Origin of the sequence: Nitrospirillum pindoramense (assembly GCF_007827955.1) — a bacterium.
GTDB lineage: Bacteria > Pseudomonadota > Alphaproteobacteria > Azospirillales > Azospirillaceae > Nitrospirillum > Nitrospirillum amazonense_B.
Window position 1 is genome coordinate 115,842 of record NZ_VITR01000009.1, and the last position, 20,900, is coordinate 136,741.

Here is a 20,900-nt window from a genome sequence, read left to right on the forward strand (position 1 = left end):
CCCGACGGAACCGCGCGCGGATTTATTCCAACCGCTGCCGGACGGCCCACCCCGCCAAAGTGGCGCATGTTGGCGGGGCCCCTTCCCCTTAGCATGGCTGGGTTCCGGGCAACGTCTCCGGCGGCGCCCCATGAACCATTGCCGGCCGCTGGCCGTAGTACACGCTGACAACAGGGAAGGACGAACATGACCATGGCCAGCGCCGCACCTGGATTCAGCACCCCGCCTGCCCCCGCCCGGCTGCTGTCCATCGCCACCGCCCTGCCCCCCTATCGCCTGACGCAGGAGCAGGCGCTGGCCGGTGCCCGCCAGGTCTTCGCCCATCGGCTGCGCGATTTCGACCGCCTGGCCCCCGTCTTCACCCATGCCGGCATCGAGGGTCGCGCCTCCTGCGTGCCGCTGGAGTGGTATCTGGAGCCGCACGGCTGGGCGGAGCGCAACAGGCTGTACCTGGATCATGCCGTCGACGTGCTGGCCCGCGCCACCACCCAGGCGCTGGAGCGGGCGGGCCTCAAGCCCACCGACGTGGACGCCATCGTCGCGGTCTCCTCCACCGGCATCGCCACGCCCAGCCTGGACGCGCTGATCATGCAGCGCCTGGGCATGCGGCCCGACGTGGAGCGCATGCCCCTGTTTGGCCTGGGCTGCGCCGGCGGCGTGCTGGGCCTGGCGCGGGCCGCCACCTGGGCCACCGCCCGGCCGGGCGCCAACGTCCTGCTGCTGGTGGTGGAGCTGTGCGCCCTCAGCTTCCGGCGGGGCGATTTGTCCAAGGCCAACGTCATCGCCACCGCCCTGTTCGGCGACGGCGGGGCCGCGGCCATCCTGCGCGCCGATCCCAAAGACCATGAGGCGGGCCCCGCCTTCCTGGCGTCGGCCGAGCACCGCTGGCCCGACAGCCTGGGCATCATGGGCTGGCAGGTGGAGGACGACGGCATGGGCGTCATCTTCGCCCAGAGCATCCCCACCCTGGTGCGGGAGAAGCTGCCCGAGGTGGTCGCCGGTTTCCTGGATCGCCAGCGCGTAACGCTGTCCGACCTCGCCGGAACCATCTGCCATCCCGGCGGCACCAAGGTGCTGGACGCGCTGGAGGAGGTCCTGGCCCCGGCCACCGATGGGCTGGCGGACGCCCGCGACGTGCTGCGCCAGCATGGCAACATGTCGGCCGCGACCGTGCTGTTCGTGCTGGAACGCCGCGTGCGCCAGGGCGCGCGGGGCCTGCATCTGCTGTCCGCCCTGGGGCCCGGCTTCATCGCCGCCCTGGGCCTGATGCGGTTCTAAGCCATGGACGGATTCGCTTTCGGCCCCCCGCAAATCGTCGTCCTCTTGCTGGCCGTGCAGCGCCTGGCGGAGCTGCGCGTGGCCAACCGCAACACCCGCCGCCTGTTGGCCCAAGGCGGCCAGGAGGTGGGGCGGGCGCACTATCCGCTGTTCATCGTGCTTCATAGCGCCTGGCTGGCCGCGCTGTTCCTGTTCGTCCCGGCCGACGCGCCCATCGTCTGGCCCCTGGTGGCCCTGCTGATTCCCCTGCAACTGGCACGCTATTGGGTCATCCGCACCCTGGGCCCCTACTGGACGACCCGCATCATCACCCTGCCCCAAGCCCCGCTGGTGCGGCGCGGCCCCTTCCGCTGGGTACGGCATCCCAATTACTGCGTGGTGGTGGCTGAGATCGCGGCCGTGCCGCTGGCGTTCGGCGCCTGGCGCCTGGCCCTGATCTTCTCCATCGCCAACGCTCTGCTGCTGGCCCACCGCATCCGGGTGGAAGAGGCGGCGCTGGCCCCGCGCCGGGGCGCGGCGGCGCAGCCCTGAGCGCCCGCCCGGCCCTGCCCCCCTCTTTGGTTAACAGCCACCACCAAAGGGCGTGGGGCCGTTTACGGCGGGCGCGCGGATCGTTATTGTCCGGCCAGCCCTTGTGAAAGGCCCCCGGGATCTGTGCGGGGGCCGGGCGTGGCTGCCGGACCGGGAGCCACGCCGCAAACGCCCCTATCCGGAGCCCATCCCGTGATCGAAGCCGCGTCCCTCGACAGCATCGAACTGCTGGCCCCTCTGACGGCCGACCAGCGCGCCAGCCTGGCCAAGCAATGCAGCTGGCGTCATTTCCACCCCCAGGAACAGGTGATCGACCGCGCGTCGGACAGCCGCGACGTCTGCTTCATCGTCGAAGGCCGGGTGCGGGTGGTGAACTACTCCCTCTCCGGCCGCGAGGTCACCTTCGACGATGTGGAGGCCGGCGGCTATCTGGGTGAACTGTCGGCCATCGACGGCGAGGCGCGGTCGGCCAGCATCGTGGCGCTGAGCGAGGTCATGGTCGCCTTCATGTCGCCGCGGCTGTTCCAGCAGGTGGTGACCCAGAACCCCATCATCGCCTGGGGCGTCATGACCCGGCTGGCCAGCATCGTTCGTTCCGCCACCGGACGGATCATGGATTTGTCGACGCTGGGCGCCAACAACCGGGTCCATGCCGAACTGCTGCGCCTGGCCAAGCCCACGTTGAAGTCCGACAACACCGCCGCCATCTCCCCCATCCCGATCCACAGCGACATCGCGGCGCGGGTCAGCACCACCCGCGAAACGGTCGCCCGCGTGCTGGGCGACCTGTCGCGCGACAAGCTGGTGGTCCGCCAGGACAACTCCCTCCTCGTCCGCGACTTCGCCCGATTGGAGGAGATGGTGGAGGAGGTCCGGGGCGATTGAGCCTTTGGGGGTAACCACGAGGACTTTTTTGAAGTGTGACACGCTTGCCACGGTTTTTTAACTTTTCATCAATCCACGTCGGAGCTATATAAGAGGGGCTTGACCGTGACGGATTTGACACTCTCAAGCCTTCAACCTCCTTATGAGGCTCCCTTCATCTTCGCCGGCTGTCTTCGAGACAGCCGGCGTTTTTTTTGGCCGCGGCCCGCAGCGGCGGGCCATGACAGTTGCCGCAAGGCGGCCTTCCGTCGGGCACAAAGCCGCACCGTGCAATCGTGGATGCGAAACACCACGAAAACGGATACATTCATTATCTGAATGCAATCTTGCGATTGGCATCGCGCCGCCCAATTCATGGCGATCCAAAGGGACGTCCGGGCGTCGTGTGTCTCAATACCTTGATCCGACGCCTCCATGAGGGAGCGTGGGGGAAGGCGGACGTCATGCCACGCTGCCGTGGCGACACCCAAAAGGGGTGCGGGTTAATACGCCGAACACGCGGCATCTCAAAGAGATGCGGTCGGGGGTGGGTATGGTTTCGCAGATCAGTTATCTGACGCCGGCGCAGTTCGCCGCCGTCACGACAGCCAACATCCAGCGGTTGACGACGCAGGATGTCCAAGCGCTGACCACCGCGCAGATCAAGGCGATGACCACCGCGCAGGCCATCGCCTTCCAGGTCAGCCAGATGGTCTTCACCGCGTCCCAGCTGCAGGCGTTCAGCGAAGCCGACCTGGCCGCGCTGGAGACTGACGACCTCAAGGCCCTGAAGGCCACCCAGATCTCCGCCCTCACCTCCAATCAGATCCAGGCGCTGACCACCGATCAGCTGGCGGCGCTGACCACCGCCGACATCCAGGAATTCACCAAGGCCCAGGTGGGTTCCTTTACCACCGACCAGTTGGCGGCCCTCTCCACCGCCGACGTCCGCGCCCTGACCGTCACCCAGTTGAGCGGCCTGACCAGCGCCCAGGTGGCGGGGCTGGGAACCGACAACCTGTCGGCCCTGAGCAGCGCGCAGACGGCCAGCTTGTCCTCCACCCAGGTCAAGGCGCTGACCACCGACCAGTTGGCCGCACTGTCCAGCGCCGACATTCGGGAATTCACCGCCGCCCAGATCGCCTTCCTGACCACCAGCCAGACGGCGGGCCTGACCACGGGCGCTGTCACCGCGCTCAGCACCGCCCAGGTGGCGGGCCTGACCACGGCGCAGGTCCGGGTGCTGACCTCGGACCAGCTGGCGGCCTTGTCGACGGTGGATGCCAAGGCGCTGACGGCGACGCAACTGTCGGCGCTGGGCACGGGCCAGGTGCCCTTCCTGACCAGCGGCGTGCTGTCGACCCTGAACTCCGTCCAGGTCGCCGCCTTCACCACCGCCCAGGTTCAGGCGCTGGGGTCCGACCAGTTGAACGCGCTGACCACGGCGGATATCCGCGAGTTCACCAGTCTGCAGGTCGCGGCGCTCACCACCGACCAGGTGGCGGCCCTGAACACCGGCAGCCTGGCCGCCCTCACCTCCCTCCAGACCGCCGCCCTGACCACCGCCCAGGTGGCGGCGCTCGGCACCGACCAAGTGGGCGGCCTGACCACGGCGCAGGTCGCCGGCCTGTCCGTCAACCAGCTCAAGGCGCTGTCGACCGACCAGCTGGACGCCCTGGGCACCGCCACGGTGCAGAAGCTGACCAGCATCCAGGTGGCGGCCCTGACGACGGCGCAGGTCGCCGGCCTGGGCACCGCCAACCTGTCCGCGTTGACCAGCGCCCAGGTCCAGCGGCTGGGCAGCGCCCAGATTCGCGCCCTGACCACGGACCAGTTGAACGGCCTGACCACGGCCGACATGCGGGAATTCGCCGCCAGCCAATTGACGGCGCTGGGCACGGCCCAGATCGCCGCCCTGGACACCGACAACCTGACGGCGCTGACCACCGCGCAACTGACGGGCGTGACCTCAACCCAATTGTCGGCGTTGACCACCGACCAGGTGGCGGCCTTGACCACGGCCCAGCTGGCCAGCCTCACGGCCGTCCAGATGAAGGGCCTGGACGCGGAGCAATTGGGCGCGCTGGGCACGGCGACGGTCCAGAACCTGACGGCGGCGCAGGTCGCGGCGCTGACCACCGCGCAAATCGCGGCCATGTCCACGGCCAACCTGTCGGCGCTGAACAGCGCCCAGGTGGCGGTGCTGGGCAGCCTGCAAATCCAGGCGCTGACCAGCGACCAGCTGAACGCCCTCAATTCCGCCGACATACGGGAGTTCACGGTCACCCAGATCGCGGCCCTGACCACCGCCCAGGTCTCGGCCCTGGGCAGCGGCGCCCTGTCCGCCCTCAGCACGTCCCAAGTGGCCAGCCTGACGGTGGCTCAGCTGCGCACGCTGGGATCGGATCAGGTGGCCTCGCTGTCCACGGCGGATATCCGCGCCCTCAGCGCGCTTCAGGTCCAGGGCCTGACGACGGCGCAGGTCGCGACGCTGGGCACCGACGCCCTGTCCGCCCTGGGCAGCACCCAGGTGCAGAGCCTGACCAACACGCAGGTGCAGTCGCTGACGGCCGACCAGTTGAACGCGCTGGCCAGTTCCGACCTGCGGGAATTCACGCCCGGCCAGATCGCCGCCCTGACCACGGCCCAGGTGGCCAGCCTGCAGACCGCCACCCTGGCGGGGCTCAGCACCGCCCAAGTGGCCGCCCTGAGCACCGGGCAAATCCGGGCCCTGACCTCCGACCAGCTGGCCGGCCTCACCACCACCGACGCCCGCGCCCTGACGGCGACGCAACTGGCGGCCATATCGACCGACCAGGTGTCCGAACTGGGCACCGACGCCCTGTCGGCCTTGAGCGCCAGCCAGGTCACCGGCCTGAATAGCGCCCAGATCCAGGCGCTGGGCACGGACCAGCTGAACAGCCTGACAACGGCCGACATCCGCGAATTTTCCGCCGCCCAGGTGTCGTTCCTCACGACGGACCAGCTTTCGTCGCTCAGCACCGCCAACCTGTCCGCCCTCAGCAGCACCCAGGTGCCCAGCCTTGGCAGCGCGCAGATCCGCGCGTTGACCACCGACCAGTTGAACGCGCTGTCGACCGCCGACGCGCGTGAATTCACCGCCACCCAGGTGGGAGCGCTCAGCACCGACCAGCTGTCGGTCCTGGGCACCACCCAGCTGACGGCGCTGACCTCCCTGCAGTTGGCCGGGCTGTCCACATCCCAGGTGAAGGCGCTGACCAGCGACCAGGTCGCGGCCCTCACCACCGCGCAACTGACCACCCTGTCCGCCGGCCAGGTGGCGGCGCTGTCGACCGACCAGCTGGCGGCCCTGCCCACCGCGAACCTGCAGAAGCTGACGGGCACGCAGGTGGCGGCGCTGACCACGGCCCAGGTGGCGGGGCTGGGCACTGACGCCCTGGCCGCGCTGACCACGTCCCAGGTCACCAGCCTGACCTCGCTGCAGGTGCGGGCATTGACCTCGGACCAGTTGAACGCCTTGACCACGGCCGAGACGCGGGCCCTAACGGCGGCGCAACTGACCAACCTGGGCACCGACCAGGTGGCGAGCCTGGGCAGCGACTTCCTGGCGGCCTTGAGCTCCACCCAGGTCGGCAGCCTGTCGGCCACGCAGATCAAGGCGTTGACATCGGACCAATTGGGAACGCTGCCCACCGCCGACGCCCGCGCGCTGACCGCCGCCCAGGTCACGGCGTTGACCACCGACCAGGTGGCCAGCCTGGGCAGCGACGCCCTGTCCGCCCTGGGCGCGAGCCAGGTGGCCAGCCTGACCTCCGCCCAGGTCCGGTCCCTGACCACCGATCAGCTGAACAGCCTGACCACCGCCGACGTGCGAGAGCTTTCCGGCACCCAGGTGAGCTATCTGACCACGGACCAACTATCGGCCCTGGGCACGACCAACCTCTCCGCCTTGAGCAGCGCGCAGGTGCCCAGCCTGTCCAGCGCCCAGGTCCAATCCCTGACCACGGACCAGCTGAACGGCCTGACCAGCGCCGACATCCGGGAGTTCACGGCGACCCAGGTGGGCGCGCTGACCACCGGCCAATTGTCCGCCCTGGGCACCGACCAGCTGACCGCCCTCACCACCACCCAGGTCGCCGGCCTGACCACGGCGCAGATCACCACTTTGGGCACCGGACAGGTGGCGTCCCTGACCACGGCGCAGGTGGCCAGCCTGTCGGCCACGCAGGTCAAGGCCCTGACCACCGGCCAGTTGGACGCCCTGGCCAGCGACACCGTTCAGAAATTGACCGCGACCCAGGTCGCCGCCTTGACCACCGACCAGATTGGCGGCTTGGCTACCAACGTCGTCGCGGCCCTGACCACCAGCCAGGTGACCAGCCTGACCGCCGGCCAAGTGCCGGCACTGACCACGGACCAGTTGAACGCCTTTTCCACCGACGACGCCCGGGCCCTGACCGCATCCCAGATCCAGGCCCTGACGACCGTCCAGATCTCGCAGCTCGCCACCGATTTCCTGGTGACGCTGAGCACCAGCCAGATCGGCAGCCTGTCGACCGCGCAGGTCGCGGCACTGTCCACCGTCCAGCTGGGGGTCCTGCCCACCGCCGACGCCCGCGCGCTGACCGCCGCGCAGGTGACGGCGCTGACCACCGACCAAGTCGCCAGCCTGGGCTCCGACGCCCTGTCCGCGCTCAGTTCCACCCAGGTGGGCACCCTGACCAGCGCCCAGGTGGAGGCGCTGACCAGCGGCCAGTTGAACAGCCTGACCAGCGCCGACATCCGGGAGTTCACGGCGGCCCAGGTGGGTGCCTTGACCACGGACCAGCTGTCCGCCTTGGGCACCAACCAGCTGACGGCCCTGTCCACCGCCCAAGTGGGCGGCTTGACCACCGCCCAGGTCGCCAGCCTGCGCACCGACCAGGTCGCGGCGCTCACCACCACTCAGGTGACCAGCTTGTCGGCCGCTCAGGTGGCCGCCCTGTCCACAGCCCAGGTCAGCGCGTTCAGCACCGACACGGTGCAGACGCTGACGGGCGGCCAGGTCGCGGCCCTGACGACGGACCAGGTCAGCGAGCTGGGCACGCCCTTCCTCTCGACCCTCACCACCGCCCAGGTGGCCAGCCTGACCACCCAGCAACTGAACGCGCTGGGGACCGACCAACTGAACGCCCTGTCCACGGCGGACATCGTCGCCCTGACGACCCGGCAGGTGGCCAGTCTCGGTACCGCCCAGGTCGGCGGCCTGGTCAGCACCGTCCTTCAGGCCCTGACCACGGCCCAGGTGGCCAGCCTGACCACCGCGCAGGCCGTGGTGCTGTCGACCAGCCAGTTGAACGCCCTGAGCACCGACGACGCCAGCGCCCTGACGACCGCGCAGGTGGCGGCGCTGTCCACCGATCAGGTTTCAGGCCTCAGCACGAGCAACCTGTCCGCCCTGAGCCCCACGCAGGTGGCCAGCCTGACCAGCGCCCAGGTGCAATCGCTGGGCAGCGGGCAGCTGAACGCCCTGACCTCGACGGACATCACGGAATTCACGGCGGCGCAGGCGGCCCAGTTGACCACGGACCAGTTGACGGCCCTGGACACCGCCCACATTTCGGCCCTGACCAGCCAGCAGGCCGCGGCCCTGACCACCGCCCAGGTCCAGGCGCTGACCACCAGCCAGGTGGCCGCCCTGCTCCCCACGCAGGTGGCCAGCCTGACGGCCGCCCAGGTCAAGGTTCTCGACACCGACCAGTTGGCGGCCTTGGCCACGGCCGACGTCCGCGCCCTGACGGCGACGCAGTTGCAGGCCTTCAGCACGACCCAGGTCGCCGGCTTCGGCACCGCGTTGCTGTCGGCGCTGAGCAACGCGCAATTGAGCAGCCTGTCGGTCACGCAGTTCCAGACACTCAGCACCGATCAGCTGAACACACTGAGCACGGCACAGATCCGGGGCCTGTCGGCCACCCTGGTCTCATCGCTCACCACGGCCCAGATATCCGGCCTGCGCACCGACAACCTGTCGGCGCTGAGCGCGCCGCAAGCCTCGGTGCTGAACACGGCCCAGATCCAGGCGCTGACCACCAGCCAGTTGAGCGCGCTGACCACCTCCGATATCCGGGAGTTCTCCGCCTCCCAAATTGGGGCGCTGACCACCAACCAGATCGAGGCCCTGACCACGGCCGAAGTGTCCACCCTGACGGCTGGGCAGTTGGCCGCGTTCAGCACCAGCCAAGTCGGCGCGCTGACCACCGACCAGGCCGCCGCCCTGACCGTGTCCCAGGTGGCGGGCCTGTCGCTGACCCAGGTGAAGTCGCTCAATACCGACCAGTTGGACGCCCTGGCCACAGATCGTATCCAAAATCTGACGCCGGCGCAGGTTGCCGCCCTGACCACGGCGCAGATCGCGGGCCTCAGCACCGACAACCTGTCCGCCCTCACCGGCACGCAGATTTCGCTGCTGGGCAGCGCGCAGATTGACGCGCTGACGACACAGCAACTGATCTCGCTGAGCACGGACGATATCCGTGAGTTCACGGTCAACCAGGTGCCGATGTTCACCACCGATCAGATACCGGGCCTGAGCCCGAACCAGATCCAATCGATGCACTCGGCGCAAGCCAACGCCTTCACGGGCGATCAGTTGGGCGTGTTCACCACGGACCAGACCAATGCCTGGCAGACGGCCCGTTCGTCGTCATCATAAGGCGGGTGGGGTTATCGAAAGGATACCGTCGCCGGGCCCGTCACGCGCCGGCCAGGCTCCACAGCGCGCTGCCGGCCGCCAGGGGGCGATCGCCGTCGTGGATGCGGAACTCGGTCACCAGTTGTGACCAGTTGCGCCGGATCAGCCGCGCCTCACCCTGAACCAGGGTGCCCCGCGGCCCGCTGCCCAGATGGTTCAGCGACAAGTTCAGCAGCACCGCCTCGCTTTCCGGCACGCCCTCATCGCTGATGGCGCGCAGGCAGACCAATTCGGCGAACGCGGCAAGGACGGAGGTGTGGATTTGGCCGCCAGCGGCCAGGTGGCGTTCATCGGCCACGAAGGCGCGGACCCAACCGCCATAGCCGCCGCCCCGGGCCGGCCGGCCCTCCCAAAAAGGGCCAATGTGGGCGACGAAGCCGGGCGTCACTGGGCACAGCGCCCAACCTTCGGCATTCGTGTCAGCGGCGCCATCCGCCATCATGCCCGTGCCCCCTGGGTACGATGTCAGCCGTTAACCCGCGTGAACTCGCGGAAGGTGACGGCGATCTTGTCCTCGACGATGGTGACCTCGCCCCGGCCCACGGTGCGGCCGGAAACGATGATGTCGGACAGATCGTCGATCTTGCGGTCCAGTTCCACGATGGCGCCACGGCCCAGCTTCAGAAGATCCCGCACCCGGATGGTGGAGGTTCCCAGCACCACCGACACCTCGACCATCGTGTCATAGATGGCCGAAAGCTCCGTCGACGTGCCCATCGCGGGACCACCGCCGCCGAACATGGCATCGATATCGTCCTGGTTGCTCATGTCGTCGGACCCGTAATCGCCAATCCCGTCCGTGGGATGCGGAATGACATTACCATGACCGGGCAGCCGGGGGGAAAGCGATTTGGCGCTAGAACCGGCTGCCCCCGCTGACCATCATCGCCCGTCATATCATGCAGGCGGCGGCCAGGCCGGGGGCTTCGGGCGGAGTGGGCGCTTCCCGCCCCCTGCCCTCCCAGGTGTGGGCTTCCACCCGGTTGCGGCCACCGGCCTTGGCGCGATAGAGCGCCTGGTCGGCGGCATCGACCAGGGTATCCCAGCCGACATCCGGAACGATGTTGGCCCGGCCGACACTGACGGTGCATCGGATCGCCGTTCCGGGGTCGATTACCAGTTGCTCCACCGCCCGGCGAATTCGGTCCGCCACCGTGGCCACGGTAACCGCTTCGGCCTCCGGCAGGATGATGGCGAACTCTTCCCCGCCGATACGGCCCAGCACATCGGTGGCGCGTATGACATCGGCGATGGTTTGCGCCACGCGCGTGATCACCACATCGCCCGTGCCGTGTCCCCACCGGTCGTTGATGGCCTTGAAATGGTCGATGTCGACCATCAGCACGCCCAGCGCTTCCCGGTTCTGGTGGGCGCGGGCGACCATGCGGGCGCCCTTCTCCCACAGCACGCGCCGGTTGGCGATGCCGGTCAGGGGATCCTGGTCCGCCAGGGCGACCAGGCGCGCCTGCAGGCGCTGCCCCACCATCCAAAGATACCCCAGGGTCAGCGTGAAGGTGACCCCGACCCGCAACAGCAAGGCCATCGAGGATGTCGGCTCACGCAGGTCGCCGATCACCATGTCGCCATGGGGCAGGACCTGGAACGCTTCCCAAACCATCCGGGTCAACAGCACAGCGGCCCAGGCCAAATTGAAACCAGCCATGGTCCAGGCCGCCATCCGCATGTCCCGATCCGCGTAACGCAGCAACAACCAAGCGGTGCCCACCGCCAGGAGGAACCGGCATCCGCATCCCAGGATGACATTGACGGGAAGGTACAGGCCCGCCGTGGCGTAAACGCCGATCTTGGCGCAGGACAGGATACCCGCCGGCACCAGCAGCCAAAGCGTACGCCGTGGCCGGTTCAGGAAGGACTGGATCCCGACGTAAGCCAGCATCGTCCCCCAGTCGAGCTGCAGATTGCCGACCAGGCTGAAAATGGGTTGGGGCCGGCCCGGAGCCGGATAGGGCGCCATCACCATCAACAGGCCCGCGGCCTGCAACAGGTTCGACAAGATCCAGAACCAGACCGCGGTACCCGCCTTCAGCGTGCGGCCTACCGGGAACAGACACAAGACGGCGACGACATGAAGCAGAATATTGACGATGAGAAGTGTCAGGATGTTCATCTCGCCCCGCCATCCCCGCGTCGGCGGAAATGATGAATATGCCCGGACGAACGATCAGGATAGCAATGCCACTTGGCACGCGTTAATCCATCAGTCGGCGACCAAACCATATGTGGTTTGTATCATACAACTGTTAACGGAGCGCGCCATACGAGTGCACCACTTGGAAATGCAGATCTGCAAAATTAAGCGTTTTGGTTTTACGCGCGGCGACGGGCAGCGACGAAGGCCGCCGCCTCCCGCCAGGGTTCCAGCGTGAAGAAGCGCCGCGCCTGCCCCGACGGCGACGTCAGGACGAACAGGGCGGTGCCCTCGAAATCCTGGGCTTGGCGCCCGTAGGGGGGACTGCCGGTCAGGCCGAAATGACCGGCCAGGAACACCGAGGCGGCCGTCTTGCTGGTGAAGGCAACGGCGGCGGGGCGATGACGGCGCATCTTGTCCACGAAGGCCGCCACGTCATAGGCGGCCGGGTCCAGATCGACGTCATTGCCGAACTGGGTCTTGTTCAGGTCCGTCAACCCCAGGCCCAGCGTCGGCAGGGTGGGATAATCCTGCGGATTAAGCCGCGTGGGCGTGAAACCGGCGGCGTGCAGGCTGGGCCAGAAGGCGTTGCCGGGCTTGGCGTAATAGGCTTTGGCCGCCATGGAGGCACGGCTGGGCGCCGTACCGCAAAACACCAAATCGAGACTAGGCGCGAGAACGTCGGGGATCAGCATGGCGCAAAGATAGGGATGCCCCCCATCCCGCGCCAGTGCCTACCCCGCTTGGGTCACTCCGCCGGCTGCTGCGCCAGCTCGTCAGCATGCCCGCCGATGGTGCGGGCGATGGTGAAGAAGTTGACCAGCACGCCGAAGGCGACGAACAGCAGGCCGTCGATGTAGCCCGCCAGATCGGTGGACCCGGCGGCGAAGAACAGGCCCAGCACGGCCACGATGATGCCCATGCCATGAACGAAGATCGCCGGCAGGGTATTGGACGCTTTCATGACTCACTCCATCAGACTAAACGGATCAGGTGTGCCGCTTGGGCAGCGGCGTTTCATCCTCGTACAGGATGCGGGTGGCGGAGCCCTCGAGATCCTCGAACTGGCCATCGCGCACCGCCCAGAGGAAGGCGCAAAGCCCCAGCCCGCCCAGCAGCAGGGCGGCGGGGATAAGGAAAAGCAGGCTGTTCATCAGTGACCTCCATCGCGGGGTTTCTTGCCCCCCAGGCGCAGGGCGTTGGCCATGACCGCCAGGGACGAGCCCGACATGGCGGCGGCAGCCACGAAGGGTGTCGCCAGGCCGGCGATGGCCACCGGCACGGCGCACAGGTTGTACAGCAGGGTGAAGCCCAGATTCTGGCGCACAAGGGTGCGCGCCCGCCGCGCCACGGCCAGCGTCTCCGCCACAGCCGCCAGGCCATCGCCCTGGAACACCACGTCAGCCGCCGTCTGGGTGACGTCCACGGCGCTGGCGGGGCTCAGCGACACGTCGGCGGCGGCCAGGGCCGCGGCGTCGTTGAGACCGTCGCCCACCATCAGCACCCGGCGCCCCTGCGCCCGCAGCGCCGCCAGGTGGGCGCACTTGTCCGCCGGTCGGGCATCGGCCCGCACGATGTCGATGCCGACATCCGCCGCGAGGGCCTGGGCGGTGACCGCCCGGTCGCCCGACAGCAGTTCCACCCGGTAACCCTGGGCCTTGAGGCCGGCCACCACGGCGGCGGCGTCGCGGCGGGGGCGATCGGCGAAGCGGAGGCGGCGGGGCGGGTGGCCGCAGCGGGCCAGCCATAACTCCGGTCCCGGCCGTTCCGAGCCCGCCTGCCCCTCCCCGGCATCGCTTACGCCGCAGAAGCCCCGCGATCCCAGCCGGACGAAGCCATCGGGTCCCTGCCAGCGCAGGCCGCCGCCCGGCACCTCGACCACGCCATCGGCCACGGGGCCGGGCCCGGCGGCGCGGGCCAGCGCCCGCGACAGGGGATGGCGGGAGGCGCGGGCCAGGGTGGCCGCCAACTCCAGCTCCGCCGCCGTCAGGGTGGGATCGGGAAGCAGGTCGGGCCGGCCCAGGGTCAGGGTTCCCGTCTTGTCGAACACCACGGTGTCGACCGGCGCCAGGCGTTCCAGGGCCGAGGCGGATTTCAGCAGGATGCCCTGGCGCATCAGCCGGCCGCTGGCCGTCACCTGCACCGCCGGCACGGCCAGCGCCAGGGCGCAGGGGCAGGTGATGATCAGGACGGACACGGCGATCAGCAGGGCCTGGTACCAGGCGGCCCCGCCCAGGAACACCCAGGCCAGGAAGGTGGCCAGCGCCGTCAGGTGCACCACCGGGGTATAGGCCCGGGCGATGCGGTCGGCCAGCAGGACATGACGCGCCCGCCCCTGCTCCGCCGCCTCCAGCAGGCGCACCATCTCCGCCAGCAGCGTGCCCTCGCCGCTGGCCGTGGCGGTCAGGCGCAAGGGGGCGGTACGGTTGATCATGCCGGCGAAGACCTGGGCGCCGGGCGCCACCGCCAGGGGCAGCGTCTCCCCCGTCACCAGGCTGGCGTCCAGGTCGGACACGCCCTCGGCCACCGTGCCATCGACGCCGATGCGCTCCCCCGCCGCCACCAGGACCGTGGCGCCCAGCGGCACGCGGGCGGGGGGCAGGATCTGGGGCAGGCCATCGGCGCCCAGCACCGTCACCGGCGCCTGGTTCAAGGCCAGCAGATGGGCGGCGGCCGACCGCGCACGGCCCCGCGACCGGCTGTCCAGATAGCGGCCGACCAGCAGGAAGAACAGCAGCATGACGGCGCCGTCGAAATAAGCGTGCTCCCCATGGTGGGCCGTCATCACCAGGCTCATGCCCGTGGTCAGCAGCACGCCCACCGAAATGGGCACATCCATGTTGGTACGGCCAGCCCGTAGCGCTGCCAGCGCCGACTGGAAAAACGGCTGCCCGGCGATGGCCACCGTGGGCAGGGCGATCAGGGCCGACACCCAGTGCAGCAGGGTGCGGGTGGCGTCGCCCATGGCGTCGGCGCCCGACCAGACCGACACGGACAGCAGCATGACGTTGGCGGCGGCGAAGCCAGCCAGGGCCATGCGGCGCAGCAGCGCCCGTTCCTGCGCCGCCGCCGGGTCGGCCACCGCCGCCGTGCCACCGGCGCCAAAGGGGGCAACGCGATAGCCCAGGCCGGTGACCAGCCGGGCATACTCCACCGCCTTGGCCGGCGCGCCGGTCCAGCGCAGGGTCAGGCAGCGGGTGGTCAGGTTGGCGCGGGCGGACTGCACCTCCGGATGGTGCTTGGTCACCGCCGCCTCGATCAGCCACAGGCAGGCGCCGCAATGCAGGCCATCGACGCTGAGACGCAGCAGGCAGGTGCCGTCCGGCGCCGTGGCCACCGCCTCGGGCAGGCCCAGCAGGGGGTCGGCGCCCTCGCCCTCCTCCACCGTGGCCGCCGGCGCGGCCGCGTCCAGGGGACGGCGATCATAATAGGCGTCCAGGCCGAGGTCGTGGATCAGGGTATAGGCGCCGGCGCACCCCTGGCAGCAGAAGGCGCCCCGCTCCGTCGCCGCCCCCAGCAGGGGCTGGCCGCAATGCCGGCAGTGCGTCGTCACGCTGTCCAAGGGCATGGCCGTCGTTCCCCGTTTCCTACTTCACGAACAGCCGGCGGGTCAGGTGGTACCAGTTGGCCCCCTTCTCCGCCTTCAGCTTCAGATCCCATTGCCCATGCTTGGGCAGGGCGACGCTGGCGGTGTAGCGGCCGTTGCCGGCGGCGGTGAAGGTCAGCGGCACGTCGGGCATGATGTCGATGGGGCGGACTAGGCGGCCGGTCAGGGCCATGCCCTCCAGGGCGGCGCCATCCGGGCCGGTGATGCGCACGGTCAGCACGCTGTTCCCCTGGGAATCCTTGGCCACCGGCTCGATATCCGCGTCGAACACCCAGCCCAGGGCATCCTGCTGGGCCTGAGCCTCCAGCACCTTGTTGTACTCGATGCCGCGCTCATAGGGCTTGGCGGTCACGATGCCGGTCCAGCTGTGCAGGGCGTAGTAGATCAGGATGCTGTTCACCACGATCACCACGCCCATGCCACCCACGAAGATCCAGGGGATCAGGGAGCGCTTGGCCTGGGCGGGGGGCGGTGACCGGCGGGGCAGTTCGATGACGGTCATGGCGGTCCTTTCCTGCAAATCGGGTCCTGCAAATCGGCTTGGGATCAGGGCTTGGCGCCGGGGCCCATGAACACACCCTCGTAGAAGGTGGCATGGGTGGGGGTCACCCCTTGCTCCGTCAGGCTGAACACCAAGGGGATGGAGCCCTGGGCGCCGCCGTCGCGCGTCATCGACTGGCGCGGCAGGCTGACGAAGACGCGGAAGGTGGCGACCGCGTCGCCGTGCACAGGCAGGGTCACGCCTTCGCCGCCGTGGGCCTCGCCCACATCCTGCACCGCGACGGTGGCGCCCGGCTGGCCGACAACGCCCAATTGGAAGGCGCTCTCGCCCCGCCGCTTGTTGATGACCTTGACGGTGTAGCCGTTGCGCAGGGAGCCATCCGAAAGGGTGACATACAGGGGCGCCCGGTCGCGCAGCACACTGATGCTCATGGTGGTGCGCGTTTCCAGGGCCGTCAGCATGACCCCCGCCACGATCGCCAGCACCAGGGCATAGATCACCACGCGCGGCCGCAGCAGGCGATAGCGATTGGCCTGCCCACCGGCCTTCGTCTCCTGGTTGGCCAGGGTGTCGAAGCGGATCAGGTTGGACGGGCGGCCCACCTTGGCCATGATGTCGTTGCAACTGTCGATGCACAGGCCGCAACCGATGCATTCCAACTGCTGGCCGTCACGGATGTCGATGCCGGTGGGGCAGACGGCGATGCACTGGCCGCAGTCGATGCAGTCGCCCCGGCCTTCCCAACTGGTGCCGGCCTTGTGCGGCCCGCGCCGCTCACCCCGCCAAGCCTCATAGGTCACCACCAGGGAATGGACGTCCAGCATCGATCCCTGGATGCGCGGCCACGGGCACATGTAGGTGCAGACCTGTTCCCGGGCCCAACCCGCCAGGACATAGGTGGTGGTGGTGAACAGGCCGACGAAGAAATATTCGCTGATCGTGGCGTGGCCGGTGACCAGCCCCATCAGCGCCGTGGGCGCATCGTCGAAGTACAGGATCCAGGCGCCGCCGGTGGCGAGCGAAATGGCCAGCCAGGCGGCATGCTTGGCGGTCTTGCGCAGGAACTTTTCCCGGTTCCAGGGCTGGCGATCCAGGCGGATACGCGCGCCTCGGTCGCCCTCAGTCCAGCGCTCAACCGCCATGAACAGGTCAGTCCACACCGTCTGGGGACAGGCGTAGCCGCACCAGACACGCCCAGCCAGAGCCGTCACCAGGAAAAGGCCCACGGCGGCCAGCACCAGCAGGCCGGTGATGTAGTAGACCTCCTGCGGCCAAATCTCGATGCCGAAGAAATAGGCGCGCGGCGCGGAAAGATCGATGAGGATGGCTTGATTCGGCGCGCCGGGCCCGCGGTCCCAACGCAGCCACGGCACGGTGTAATAAACGGCGAGGCAAAGGGCCAGGACGGCCCACTTGATGGTACGGTACCGGCCGGACACGGCCTTGGGATAGACCTTGATATGCTCGGCATACAGGCTGCCGCCGTCCCCATTGCCCAAATCCGCCTTGATGGAGCGGGGGCGGCCCTCGCGGGCACTGTCGGCGCGCGCCGGCTTGGCGGTGGGACGGTCCAGCACCTCGGCGTCCTGAGCCTCACCGCCGGGGCGGCCATCCTTGGGAGTCGTGTCCATGGCGTCGGTCCATTCGTGTCGACCGCGTGCGGGGCGTGGCCTAACGGTTGGGCCACCAACGCGGATATGGGGGGAACCTAGGCCCGGACCGTTTCTCTCGCCTTGCGATAGATCAACCCGGCGTGGCCCGCCCCTTGCCCGCGACGGCAGGTCACGGGCGTGAAAACAACCGCTTGCAAAGCGCGCGAACTGTGATCCGGGCAAAGAAAAACCCCCGCCGGATGGGGACGCGGCGGGGGTTCACGTGCAATACCTGGGGTAGTGGTCTACGAAAGTAGGATATCGGGGGATGGGGGAAGGCGGGAAACCATCCCCCGATCACTTACTTCCCGCCACCCAAGCTATGCACGTAAGCGGCCAACAACTTGACGGTGGCCGGGTCCAGGCGCTCGCTCCACGCCGGCATGCTGCCACGCCGGGCGTAGGTGATGGTCTGGACGACCGTGGCCTTGTCCCCGCCATAGAGCCAGATGGCGTCGTTCAGGCGGGGGGCGCCCACGTCGGGGTTACCCTCACCCTTTTCGCCATGGCAGGCGGCGCAGTTGTCCGCGAACACCTGGGCGCCGCGGCCGGCGGCCGCCTTGTCCGTTCCGGTGTTCGACAGGCTCAGCACATACTCCGCCACGTCGTTGATCTGCTCCTTGGTCAGCAGGCCATCAGCGCCGAAGCGCGGCATGTCCGACACGCGGGAGTCCGGGTTGGAGTTACGGACGCCGTAGGTGACGGTCTGCAGGATCTGCTCCGGCGAGCCACCCCACAGCCAATCGTCGTCGGCCAGGTTGGGGAAGCCCTTGCCGCCGGCGCCGCCGGCGCCGTGGCAAGCGGCGCAGTTCTCGGCGAAGGCGATGTGGCCGGCGGCCTGCACGTAGTTGCGCAGGTCCGGGTCCTTCTCGACGTCGCCGATGGGCGTGGCCAGCAACTTGGCCTTGATGGGCGCCAGCGCCTGCTGGCGGGTGTCCAGCTCGGACTTCACCGTGTCGCGCCGGGTCCAGCCCAGCACGCCCTTGGTGTGGGAGTGCAGGCTGGGCCAGGCGGGATACAGCACGGTGTAGACCAGGGCGAAGGCGATACAGGCATAAAAGGTGTACAGCCACCACTTGGGCAGGGGCGTGTTCAGTTCCTTGATGCCGTCCCATTCATGGCCGGTGGTCTCCCGGCCCGTATGGGCGTCTTTTTCGATGTGGGTCGACATGGGAGGACCTCAGCCTTTCATTGTCGGCGCCGGCCGCCGCGCGGGCAGCGGGTGATCGGCGTCATCCAGCAGCGGGATACGGGCGCAGGCGTCCAGGCGGCGGCGGTGCGAGGGCCAGTAGACCCAGATGCCGATGCCGCTGAACAAGGCCACGAACCACAGCAACCAAACCTGCGAGATCAGGGCGTGGAATTCTTCCATGATCGCCTCACTGGTGCAGGTCTTCGGGCTGCAGCTTGCTGAACTCGACCAGCGTGCCCAGCATCTGCAGGTAGGCCACCAGGGCGTCCATCTCCGTCAGCTCGGGGCTTTCGGTGTTGAACTTGCCCACCACCGCCTTCGGGTACCGCTTCAGCAAGCCGCTGGTGTCGGCGTCCGGGTCGGCCTGGGCCTTCAGGTCGGCGGCGGCGTTGGCGATCATGTCGTCCGTGTAGGGAACGCCCACGGTGCGCAGGGTCTTCAGGTGATCCTGAATGTTGGGCACCGACAGGGGCCGGCTGGCCAGGAAGGCGTAGGTCGGCATGATCGATTCCGGCACCACGGCGCGCGGATTCTTCAGGTGGGCGACGTGCCAGTCGTTGGAATACTTGCCGCCGACGCGGGCCAGATCCGGACCGATACGCTTGGACCCCCACTGGAAGGGATGGTCGTACATGCTTTCCGCCGCCAGGCTGTAGGGGCCATAGCGCTCCACCTCATCGCGGAAGGTGCGGATCTGCTGGCTGTGGCAGACGTAGCAGCCTTCACGGATGTAGATGTTGCGGCCCATCTGCTCCAGCGGGGTGTAGGGGCGCACGCCACCCACCCGCTCGATCGTGGTTTCGATGGAGAACAGGGGCACGATCTGCACCAGGCCACCGATGGACACGGTGATCAGGGTCAGCAGCGCCAGGATGACGACGTTCTTTTCGACGATGGCGTGAGAGAATTTCATTTTTCGTCCCTCCGCTCACTCGGCCGCGACCAGGCCCGCGGGCCGGTCTTCCGCCAGCGGCTGGCCGTTCTTCACGGTGCGGATCAGGTTGAAGGCCATGATGATGGCGCCGGTCAGGAACAGGACGCCGCCCATGCCGCGGATGATGTAGTAGGGATGCATGGCGGCCACCGTCTCGACGAACGAGTACTGCAGGAAGCCCATGTCGTCGTAGGCGCGCCACATCAGGCCCTGCATGATGCCCGACACCCACATGGAGGTGATGTAGAGCACGATGCCCAGGGTGGCGGTCCAGAAGTGCCATTCGACCAGCGTCTGGCTCCACAGCCCCTTACGCCGCCACAGCACCGGCACCAGGTAGTACAGGGCGCCGAAGGTGACGAAGGCGACCCAGCCCAGGGCACCGGAGTGCACGTGGCCGATGGTCCAGTCGGTGTAGTGGCTGAGCGCGTTCACCGGCTTGATCGACATGACCGGGCCTTCGAAGGTGCTCATGCCGTAGAAGGCGACGGCGGTGACGGTGAACCGCAGGGACGGGTTGGTGCGCAGTTTGTCCCAAGCGCCCGACAGGGTCATGATGCCGTTGATCATGCCGCCCCAGCTGGGCATCCACAGCATGATGGAGAACACCATGCCCAGGGTCTGCGTCCAGTCCGGCAGGGCCGTGTAGTGCAGGTGGTGCGGGCCGGCCCAGATGTACAGGAAGATCAGGGCCCAGAAGTGGATGATGGACAGGCGGTAGGAATAAACCGGCCGCTCCGCCGCCTTGGGGATGAAGTAGTACATCATGCCCAGGAAGCCGGCGGTCAGGAAGAAGCCCACCGCGTTATGGCCGTACCACCACTGGATCATCGCGTCCTGCACACCGGCGAAGGCGCCGTAGCTCTTCGTGCCGGTGAAGCTGACAGGCACCGCCAGGTTGTTGACGATGTGCAGCATGGCGATGGTGATGATGAACGCCAGGTAGAACCAGTTGGCCACGTAGATGTGCGGCTCACGCCGCTTGATCAGCGTGCCGGCGAACACGATCAGGTAGGCCACCCAGACGATGGTCAGCCACAGGTCGGTGTACCACTCGGGCTCGGCATATTCCTTGCCCTGGGTGATGCCCATCAGGTAGCCCGTGCCGGCCAGCACGATGAACAGCTGATAGCCCCAGAAGATGAACCAGGCCGGCAGGGCGCCACCGAACAGGGGCGCGCGGCAGGTGCGCTGGACCACGAAGAAGGAGGTGCCCAGCAGCGCGTTGCCACCAAAGGCGAAAATGGCCGCGGACGTGTGCAGCGGCCGCACGCGGCCGAAGCTGGTCCATTCCAATCCGAAATTCAGCGCGGGAAACGCCAACTGAAAGGCAATGAGGACACCGACCGTGAAGGCGGCGATACCCCAGAACATGGTCGCGATGGTGAACGCGCGGACCACATCCTCCACATAGGCTTCCCGGCTGGCGGGTTGGGCCGCCGTTATGGGCACCCCCCCGGAAACCGCTACACTCATGAC

Annotated in this window: 17 protein-coding genes; 4 read left to right on the forward strand and 13 right to left on the reverse strand. The window is 68.2% G+C overall.

Going from position 1 to position 20,900, the window contains the following annotated elements; all coding sequences use genetic code 11:
- Window positions 1–186: 186 nt before the first annotated feature.
- The 4 genes from FBZ90_RS16210 (at window position 187) to FBZ90_RS16225 (ending at window position 9,346) form a co-directional block, all read left to right on the forward strand.
- On the forward strand, window positions 187–1,278 hold the full coding sequence (locus tag FBZ90_RS16210) for a type III polyketide synthase (protein WP_246130450.1): 1,092 nt from the start codon (window positions 187–189) through the stop codon (window positions 1,276–1,278).
- A gap of 3 nt (window positions 1,279–1,281) precedes the next feature.
- The gene (locus tag FBZ90_RS16215) at window positions 1,282–1,809 is read left to right on the forward strand and encodes an isoprenylcysteine carboxyl methyltransferase family protein (protein WP_145733719.1); all 528 of its coding nucleotides are present in this window, start codon (window positions 1,282–1,284) and stop codon (window positions 1,807–1,809) included.
- A 192-nt stretch (window positions 1,810–2,001) separates the two neighbouring features.
- Entirely contained in the window at window positions 2,002–2,694 is a 693-nt protein-coding gene (locus tag FBZ90_RS16220) for a Crp/Fnr family transcriptional regulator (protein ID WP_338121727.1), read from the forward strand.
- Between the two features lie 532 nt (window positions 2,695–3,226).
- The gene (locus tag FBZ90_RS16225) at window positions 3,227–9,346 is read left to right on the forward strand and encodes a hypothetical protein (RefSeq protein ID WP_145733720.1); all 6,120 of its coding nucleotides are present in this window, start codon (window positions 3,227–3,229) and stop codon (window positions 9,344–9,346) included.
- A gap of 40 nt (window positions 9,347–9,386) precedes the next feature.
- Here the strand turns inward: FBZ90_RS16225 and FBZ90_RS16230 are convergent, their stop codons facing one another.
- From FBZ90_RS16230 to ccoN, 13 genes are all read right to left on the reverse strand, one after another.
- On the reverse strand, window positions 9,387–9,827 hold the full coding sequence (locus FBZ90_RS16230; RefSeq protein WP_145733721.1) for a PaaI family thioesterase: 441 nt from the start codon (window positions 9,825–9,827) through the stop codon (window positions 9,387–9,389).
- A gap of 23 nt (window positions 9,828–9,850) precedes the next feature.
- Window positions 9,851–10,153 carry a flagellar motor switch protein FliN gene (gene fliN, locus FBZ90_RS16235; protein ID WP_145733722.1) on the reverse strand — a complete coding sequence of 101 codons (303 nt, stop codon included), beginning with the start codon at window positions 10,151–10,153 and terminating at the stop codon, window positions 9,851–9,853.
- A gap of 124 nt (window positions 10,154–10,277) precedes the next feature.
- A complete protein-coding gene (locus FBZ90_RS16240; protein WP_145733723.1) occupies window positions 10,278–11,513 on the reverse strand; it encodes a GGDEF domain-containing protein in 1,236 nt (411 codons plus the stop codon).
- 200 nt (window positions 11,514–11,713) lie between these two features.
- The gene (locus tag FBZ90_RS16245; protein ID WP_145733724.1) at window positions 11,714–12,229 is read right to left on the reverse strand and encodes a mismatch-specific DNA-glycosylase; all 516 of its coding nucleotides are present in this window, start codon (window positions 12,227–12,229) and stop codon (window positions 11,714–11,716) included.
- Window positions 12,230–12,282: 53 nt separating this feature from the next.
- A complete protein-coding gene (locus FBZ90_RS16250; RefSeq protein ID WP_145733725.1) occupies window positions 12,283–12,498 on the reverse strand; it encodes a hypothetical protein in 216 nt (71 codons plus the stop codon).
- A 25-nt stretch (window positions 12,499–12,523) separates the two neighbouring features.
- Complete coding sequence (gene ccoS / locus FBZ90_RS16255) at window positions 12,524–12,688, reverse strand: cbb3-type cytochrome oxidase assembly protein CcoS (RefSeq protein ID WP_145733726.1); 165 nt, start codon at window positions 12,686–12,688, stop codon at window positions 12,524–12,526.
- Window positions 12,688–15,102 carry a heavy metal translocating P-type ATPase gene (locus FBZ90_RS16260; protein WP_145733727.1) on the reverse strand — a complete coding sequence of 805 codons (2,415 nt, stop codon included), beginning with the start codon at window positions 15,100–15,102 and terminating at the stop codon, window positions 12,688–12,690. Before FBZ90_RS16260 ends, ccoS begins: the two co-directional genes overlap by 1 nt.
- A gap of 19 nt (window positions 15,103–15,121) precedes the next feature.
- The gene (locus FBZ90_RS16265) at window positions 15,122–15,643 is read right to left on the reverse strand and encodes a FixH family protein (RefSeq protein WP_246130452.1); all 522 of its coding nucleotides are present in this window, start codon (window positions 15,641–15,643) and stop codon (window positions 15,122–15,124) included.
- A gap of 44 nt (window positions 15,644–15,687) precedes the next feature.
- Complete coding sequence (gene ccoG, locus FBZ90_RS16270) at window positions 15,688–17,274, reverse strand: cytochrome c oxidase accessory protein CcoG (RefSeq protein WP_246130453.1); 1,587 nt, start codon at window positions 17,272–17,274, stop codon at window positions 15,688–15,690.
- Between the two features lie 322 nt (window positions 17,275–17,596).
- Window positions 17,597–18,466, reverse strand: coding sequence for a cytochrome-c oxidase, cbb3-type subunit III (gene ccoP, locus FBZ90_RS16275; RefSeq protein ID WP_145733728.1), 870 nt, complete (start codon window positions 18,464–18,466; stop codon window positions 17,597–17,599).
- A gap of 9 nt (window positions 18,467–18,475) precedes the next feature.
- Complete coding sequence (locus FBZ90_RS16280; protein WP_145733729.1) at window positions 18,476–18,667, reverse strand: cbb3-type cytochrome oxidase subunit 3; 192 nt, start codon at window positions 18,665–18,667, stop codon at window positions 18,476–18,478.
- Between the two features lie 7 nt (window positions 18,668–18,674).
- Window positions 18,675–19,400 carry a cytochrome-c oxidase, cbb3-type subunit II gene (gene ccoO / locus FBZ90_RS16285; RefSeq protein WP_145733730.1) on the reverse strand — a complete coding sequence of 242 codons (726 nt, stop codon included), beginning with the start codon at window positions 19,398–19,400 and terminating at the stop codon, window positions 18,675–18,677.
- A gap of 15 nt (window positions 19,401–19,415) precedes the next feature.
- The gene (ccoN, locus tag FBZ90_RS16290; protein WP_145733731.1) at window positions 19,416–20,897 is read right to left on the reverse strand and encodes a cytochrome-c oxidase, cbb3-type subunit I; all 1,482 of its coding nucleotides are present in this window, start codon (window positions 20,895–20,897) and stop codon (window positions 19,416–19,418) included.
- Between the last annotated feature and the right edge of the window lie 3 nt (window positions 20,898–20,900).